Below are 6,819 nucleotides of genomic sequence, written 5' to 3'. Positions count from 1 at the left end.
ATATTAGAAAGAATTTTATGAATACTTAGACCGAGCTTATCTTCAAGCCGAAGTTTATATACATATATTCTCTTAACATCTATATTGTCTATCTTGGTTATTTGCTGAATACTAATTCCTGAAACAAATCGCTTGAGTAATATCATTTCCGTGTAGTTTAGTGAGCGTCCGCGTTTGCTATTGGCGAGATGGCCAGTGAACAGTCGGCGGATTTTCTGGTGCTGGACATCCTCATCATCGTCAGAATAAATAATACCTTGTATTTTATTACTTTTTGCAAGCCAGTAATTGGCTAGCGGCGTCAGGATCCTGTCAGATATCAGAACGATATGCATACCACTTTGCGTCAGGCGATCCACCCAGTGCGGATCGGCAAACAGGCGCAAATTCGGGAATGAAAAATCAATAAAAATAAACCCATGAGATAAATAGTTCTGATTATTAAGCAGGAGTTTTTCGATAATTCCTGTTTTCAGAAAACGATTTCCCTCTGGCCAGATTGCAAAGGCGGCACGGTGACAGTACTGTGCCCGTACCGCAGCATCCGGAAATAATTGACAGGATAATTCACAGCTTATGCAACGAACACTCTGTAGCGGTTTTATCTTCATCAACGATGACCCCTGCTATTTTTCCCTAAATATTTCATTGGTAAATAAATGTGTCAATCCAACACATTGTGAGTTCCATGTCAGTTAATAACAGTGAGTCATTAGAAATGTTATAAACTCCTGATGAGTAAATTAACATTGGCTATAAATAACATGATACAGCGTAGTATTCCGACGTTTTATATCGGATTATTCGCCAATTCATTAGGATTTTTATGCATAAACCCGGACTATAGGATAAATCCGAATATAGCACTATTTGCTAAAATACAACCTTAATGAACGATACTTATTAATAACACAATTCTGATAACTCAATCACCCATGTGATGCTGGGGATAAATATAATTGTCATTCAGATAAAACTGTAATGAATTCTTANTATTTCACCTTAGCTAATTCTCACCTAAGAAATAATGTCGATAACTATTTGTATTTAAAGGGTTTTAATGATTAACAAAAAATTCTTATCCTCGATCATGTACAAAGATAGAGGCGCGCTATCAATTTGCATGTAGTATTAAAAGGTGCACTACAGCACCCCGTGGTACGTTACGTGACAGAGGGCCGGGCAATTGTACCTTATCAATCAGTTGGTCGAATTCAATCCTGATAACAAAAGTCTGGTCAACCGGCAGACCGGGCATGCAATTCAACTGCAACTTCCTGCCTCGCTGTGTTTTCTCTATTTAATTACTCACGCGAGTGACATTGTTTCTCAGAACACGCTGATAAAAGTAGGCTGGGGAGAGAGAAATAATGTCACGACGACCAATACCCTCTACCAGGCTATTCTGACACTACGTAATGCATTGGCGGATGTCGGGTTGCCCCGTGATACGGTGAAAACTATTTCCCGCCGAGGACTTACATTGAATGAAAATACGCAGGTAGAGACAATTACGCTTTCTCCTGGTGATGTTTCTTTGTCAGCCAGTATTCCAGGACATAACGACCCTGAGGTAATACTCCCCCCGGCACAAACAACGCAGGTCGCCTGGTGGAATCTTTTATTTACCGCCAGCGCGGTTATCGTCATCCTGATTATCTGGCTGGTGTGGTATCAGACGCGCCCGACCATGCCGTTTAACAATTTTGTGTCCATCTCTATGCAGATTCCATCGCGTCAGAACTGCAAAATTTATTATTCACCAAATGAGCAAGATCACGAGGGCTATTTCAGCCTGATGCAGTTACATCCCGAGCTCTGTGAAAAAAACAAACATGTGTTTCTTACCGGTTACCGTAAAACAGAAAGAGTAGTGGCATTTGTATGCGATAAAGATGCGCGGGTAGATGCTCGCGCATTTTGTACTACCCATTACTACTGGATGCACGAGACAAGAAATGAAAAAAACACGTAATCGGACCCTGCTCGTAGCCGTGCTGGTCGTGATGTTCGGTTCAGGTGCCTGGTTATGGCATTCGCGGTATGCTGACCAGCCACTGAATTGTGTGGGAAACGTTGAATGGAATATTGGCAACAAGCGTTTTACCGGCACAGTATCGTTTCGCATGCGCAATGATGAAGGGCTGGCGACCATCACCGGAAAGTTATATGGGCATAACACCACGGATATCAGCAGAAACATTTATTTTAGCTATACCCGGCAGCACGATGCGCGATTACTGCAGGCGATGCAGGTCGTAAAAACCTTCGCTGACACAGCAGATGAGGCCGATATCAACAATACTCTGCCAGGGTTTTATCGCCAGACCGGACGGAGTCTGAGCCTGGTGATGGAGGAATATAAAGGCGCATGGATTTTTGCGAGTTCAAGTGTTCCCTCACTGTACTGCCGCAAAAAGTAACATCAGATTCAGATACAAAAAATACAGTTTCTCCGTGGTGATGCATATTTGTCATCATTGACTTACGAGACATGTGTCACTGAATCCACCAATAACCCATTGCTATTCTTTCCCCCGAATCAGGAAACCTCCTGAATACCTTGATATTCATTGCGTAATAATTAAGCGAAATGGACGTGTTACTTCGTCCCGAAGACTTCAACAGACCAATGGATATTTGGAGAAAACGTGGGCAGGGACGTTTATCTCTCCGGCGAGCAATGTCTGACCATTCAGACGTTATCGCATTTCAGGAAACAATGTGTTTCCGATGTATTTATGGCGTACTTATTGAGGGATATTTAATGTTTACGTTTAAAAAGTGCCTGATTGCACTTTCTATTAACCTGGCTGTCGTTTCATCGGGTTTTGCCTGTACAACCCTGCTGGTTGGCAATGAAGCATCAGCGGACGGATCGATGTTGGTTGCCCGTAGTGCCGACAGTGATGCCCTGAAAGCTCAACATTTTGTCATTCATCCGGCCAAAAAGAATCAGACCGGTGTTTACAGCACCAAAGCGCATAATGGCGCAAATGATTTTACCTGGCCCCTGCCGAAAAACTCCCTGCGTTATACCACCGTTCCTAACTGGAAAACCCAACTGCACGGCGCAACCGGGTTTAACGAACTGGGTGTTGGCGTAAGCGGTACAGAATCTATTTTTGCCTCGCCAAAAGCACTGGCAGTCGATCCGTACGTTGAGGATAAAGGGATCACCGAAGACGATATCCCGGATATTCTGCTGTCACAGAGTAAAACCGCACGGGAAGCCGTAGCACTGCTCGGCCATATCGTTGAAACCGCCGGTGCAGGTGAAGGCTTTGGGGTCGCCGTCGTGGATGATAACGAAATCTGGTATCTGGAGACCGGTAGCGGCCACCAGTGGATGGCGCAGCGTCTGCCCAACAATCAGTACTTTGCTACCGGTAATCAGGGACGTTTACAGGATTATGATCCTAAAAACCCGGACACGATGGCATCGAAAAACCTGGTTGAGTTCGCCACTGAAAAAGGTCTTTACGATCAGGCAAAAGATGGCAAATTCAACTTCTCCAAAGTCTATACCCGTGATGATGAACGCGACCGTAACTATAACGATCCCCGTGTCTGGACCATCCAGAAAGAGTTCAATCCTTCTGTAAAACAGGATATGGCTAACGGTCGTGAATTCCCGGTCTTCATGACGCCAGAGAAGAAAATGACGCTGGATGATGTGAAGGCGGTACTGCGTAATCACTATGAAGGCACCAGCCATGACCCCTATACCAACGGCCTGAACGGGAAAGAGCCGTGGCGCCCTGTCAGCGTGTTCCGTACCTACGAGGCACACGTCATGCAGGTACGTCCGTGGTTGCCAAAAGAGATTGGTGAAACGACTTATATCGGTTTGGGTATGGCCGATCTCACCGCTTTCGTTCCGTACTACAGCGGTCTGAAAGCCTATCCGGCCAACTATACGATGGGTACAGATAAGGCGGACGATCAGTCTATTTACTGGAAATATCGTAAATTGCAGACGCTGACGATGACCGATTATCCGAAGCTCGCGCCAATCGTTAAAAAAGCCTACAAAGCGTGGGAAGACAAAGTTGCGAAGGAGCAAAAAGAGGTCGAAGCAGAATATTTGAAGATGGCGAAAACTGATAAGCCTGCTGCGGATAAAATGCTGAATGACTTCAACTTGCGCATCATGGCCGATGCTGAGAAGCTGACGGAAGACCTGACCAATCAGCTGTTCACCCTCCGCACCAAAGACATTCAGTCTGATATTTTCTTTGCTAACGCCGCGAAGAAAGACTGAGTCACGACGCGATAATAGGCTGGCGCAAAGCGCGTATTAGCGTTGCGCCAGCATTTCACACCGCGCCTTTACCGCCTCGTGCAACAGGCGCACCGCCGTTGAAAGCTGCTTCCGATGCGGGCATATCATATTCAGTGGGACTTTTTCTCCCTGATAATCCGGCATCAGCAGTTGTAATCGACCGTCACGCACATCTTCACTCACATCCAGCCACGACTTGTACGCTATCCCCTCGCCGGCAATCGCCAGTCGGCGGATCACTTCAGCATCGTCGCTCATAATGGTGCCGTTGACTTGCACACTGCTCACCTCACCGTTGCGCGTAAACGTCCAGCGATCATGCAGCCGCCCACGCAATACAAAGGTCATGGCATTCAGTTGTGCTAAATCATCCGGACATTGCGGCTCACCGTTTTGCAAAACCCACTCCGGAGAAGCCACCAGCACACGTCGGTTACCCGGTGCAACGGGCAGCGCGATGTAAGACGCATCTTCTGTATTGCCGTAGCGAAAAGCGACATCGACGGGGTCTTTAAAGACATCCGTGACCTGGTCGGAGAAAAAGATCCGCAGACGCAGCGCAGGATAACGGCGTCGAAACGACTGAAAAACCGGCAGCAACAAATTCCGCCCGAGATCGGAAGGAACGGCTATTTGCAGCGTGCCTGAAATTTCATCTTCCGGCGTCTGGATTTTTTGTAACCCGGCATGCATCACATCCAACATCTGGCGGGCATAGGGCAACCAAACCTCGCCTTCCGGCGTCAGCCGCAGACTGCGTGTGGAACGGGCAAACAAGCGGATGGTGAGCGTGGATTCCAGACGCTTGATGGCAGAACTGACCTGAGCGGGCTGGACGCCAGCTTCGCGTGCGGCATCGCTAAAGCTATTCAGCGCCGCGGCGCGGACAAACAACGTGAGATCTTCAAGCCGGAACATTTTCACTCCCCGAGTATAAGTCCTGTCGCCGTGGGGCTATTTTTCCCGTTCTGTTGCCGGTTTACCATCGAATTATTCAACTGATTCCTGTAACCGGAGAGACCATGAAAGCCATCGCCATTACTCGCGCCGCAACCCACGGCAACAACATTGAGTTTTTACACGAGATAGATCTGCCTGTTCCGGTCGCCACTGGGCATGACCTGCTGGTTGAAGTGAAAGCGATTTCCGTCAATCCAGTCGATACCAAAGTTCGCGAAGGTTTCAATGCGGACGTGCCGCGCGTGCTGGGCTGGGACGCTGTGGGTGTCGTGAAATCCGTCGGTGAAGCGGTGACATTATTCTCACCAGGTGATGAAGTCTGGTATGCCGGTGCGCTGGGTCGCGCCGGGAGTAACAGCGAATTTCAACTGGTTGATGAGCGCATTACCGCGCTGAAGCCGCAATCACTGGATAACGCATCTGCCGCAGCCCTGCCGCTGACCGCGATTACCGCATGGGAAATGCTGTTCGATCGCCTCGGCGTAGAGGAAGGTGGCAATGAGAATGATGTTTTATTGATTGTTGGCGCTGCTGGCGGCGTCGGCTCCATTTTGACTCAACTGGCCAGTAAGCTGACGAAAATGACCGTGATCGGCACAGCATCACGCGCGGAAAGCCAGAAATGGGTCCGTGAAGCGGGTGCGCACCATGTGATTGATCACAGTAAACCGTTAACGGATGAGCTGGCGCGGATAGGAATCAAGGAGGTAACACACGTTGCCAGCCTGAATAATACCGAGCAGCACTACCAGCAAATCATTGATGCACTGGCTCCGCAGGGAAAACTGGCGCTGATCGATGATCCGCAAACGCTGGATGCACGTCCGCTAAAAGCCAAAAGTATTTCGCTGCACTGGGAATTTATGTTCACCCGTTCGATGTTTACCACCCACGACATCATTGCACAGCACCAGTTATTAACGCGTGTAGCAAAGCTTATCGACAGCAACGTGATCCGCACGACACTGGGCAAACATTTTGGCGCTATCACGGCGGAAAATGTGCAAAAAGCGCATGCACAAATTGAAACGGGTCGTTCAGTTGGCAAGATTGTGTTGGAGGGGTTTTAGAATGTCAGATGCTGAAATTATTTCCATTATTGCGGTACTGAAAGCCAAACCAGGGAAAACCAACGCACTAAAACAGGCGTTAAAAGCGCTGTTACTCCCCACTCGTCGGGAGCCGGGAAATATTGAGTATGACCTGTTCCAGTTGCGCGACACACCGGATGTTTTTTACGTGCACGAGTCCTGGCGCGGTCAGGCCGGTTTGGACGACCATATCGCCCTGCCACATTTTCAATCATTCATTCTGCAAATGAATGACCTTCTGGCTGAGCCGTTACGGCTGGATTATCTGACCCCGATTGAGCCGTAATATTAATACCATGCTCCCCTGCGGTTCGGGGAGCACAACAAATACCAACCTGAGGATTTACTTAACACAAGAATAACAGGACAAAAAATAGATATGCTCATTAGCCTCTAAAAAACAGTGGCTTTCATCACAAAGTTAACATTGAATGTGTATCGTTAATATTCATTCTATTTCACAATAATAATGATCATATAAAG

General features: G+C 47.6%; 7 protein-coding genes. 5 read left to right on the top strand and 2 right to left on the bottom strand.

Features of this window, described 5'->3' with window-relative positions:
* Positions 1–611 (bottom strand): helix-turn-helix transcriptional regulator (locus NNN64_RS22180; protein ID WP_271442795.1); only part of this gene is annotated, 611 nt, incomplete at its 3' end.
* A 575-nt stretch (positions 612–1,186) separates the two neighbouring features.
* On the opposite strand from NNN64_RS22180, the gene NNN64_RS22175 reads away from it, so the two are divergent.
* The 3 genes from NNN64_RS22175 (at position 1,187) to NNN64_RS22165 (ending at position 4,264) form a co-directional block, all read left to right on the top strand.
* Complete coding sequence (locus NNN64_RS22175) at positions 1,187–1,975, top strand: winged helix-turn-helix domain-containing protein (protein WP_271442794.1); 789 nt, start codon at positions 1,187–1,189, stop codon at positions 1,973–1,975.
* Positions 1,959–2,423, top strand: coding sequence for a hypothetical protein (locus tag NNN64_RS22170; protein WP_271442793.1), 465 nt, complete (start codon positions 1,959–1,961; stop codon positions 2,421–2,423). The genes NNN64_RS22175 and NNN64_RS22170 overlap by 17 nt, the downstream gene beginning before the upstream one ends.
* Before the next feature lie 344 nt (positions 2,424–2,767).
* The gene (locus NNN64_RS22165; RefSeq protein WP_271442792.1) at positions 2,768–4,264 is read left to right on the top strand and encodes a C69 family dipeptidase; all 1,497 of its coding nucleotides are present in this window, start codon (positions 2,768–2,770) and stop codon (positions 4,262–4,264) included.
* A 36-nt stretch (positions 4,265–4,300) separates the two neighbouring features.
* On the opposite strand, the gene NNN64_RS22160 is transcribed toward NNN64_RS22165, so the two are convergent.
* Positions 4,301–5,203 carry a LysR family transcriptional regulator gene (locus tag NNN64_RS22160; protein ID WP_271442791.1) on the bottom strand — a complete coding sequence of 301 codons (903 nt, stop codon included), beginning with the start codon at positions 5,201–5,203 and terminating at the stop codon, positions 4,301–4,303.
* A 104-nt stretch (positions 5,204–5,307) separates the two neighbouring features.
* On the opposite strand from NNN64_RS22160, the gene NNN64_RS22155 reads away from it, so the two are divergent.
* Positions 5,308–6,315: a zinc-binding alcohol dehydrogenase family protein gene (locus NNN64_RS22155; RefSeq protein WP_271442790.1), complete on the top strand. Its 1,008-nt coding sequence runs from the start codon at positions 5,308–5,310 to the stop codon at positions 6,313–6,315.
* Positions 6,316–6,331: 16 nt separating this feature from the next.
* The gene (locus tag NNN64_RS22150) at positions 6,332–6,622 is read left to right on the top strand and encodes a putative quinol monooxygenase (RefSeq protein WP_271442796.1); all 291 of its coding nucleotides are present in this window, start codon (positions 6,332–6,334) and stop codon (positions 6,620–6,622) included.
* The last annotated feature ends 197 nt before the right edge of the window (positions 6,623–6,819 follow it).

Origin of the sequence: Citrobacter sp. Igbk 14, assembly GCF_028069825.1 — a bacterium.
In the GTDB taxonomy this organism is placed as follows: Bacteria; Pseudomonadota; Gammaproteobacteria; order Enterobacterales; family Enterobacteriaceae; genus Citrobacter.
Note: the sequence above shows the minus strand (reverse complement) of the source record. Positions and strands in the feature narration are given on the sequence as shown.

Bases quoted from the DNA above. Each gene is read 5' to 3' on its own strand.
- NNN64_RS22170 (WP_271442793.1), top strand. From the start codon at position 1,959: ATGAAAAAAACACGTAATCGGACCCTGCTCGTAGCCGTGCTGGTCGTG.
- NNN64_RS22165 (WP_271442792.1), top strand. From the start codon at position 2,768: ATGTTTACGTTTAAAAAGTGCCTGATTGCACTTTCTATTAACCTGGCT.
- NNN64_RS22160 (WP_271442791.1), bottom strand. From the start codon at position 5,203: ATGTTCCGGCTTGAAGATCTCACGTTGTTTGTCCGCGCCGCGGCGCTG.
- NNN64_RS22155 (WP_271442790.1), top strand. From the start codon at position 5,308: ATGAAAGCCATCGCCATTACTCGCGCCGCAACCCACGGCAACAACATT.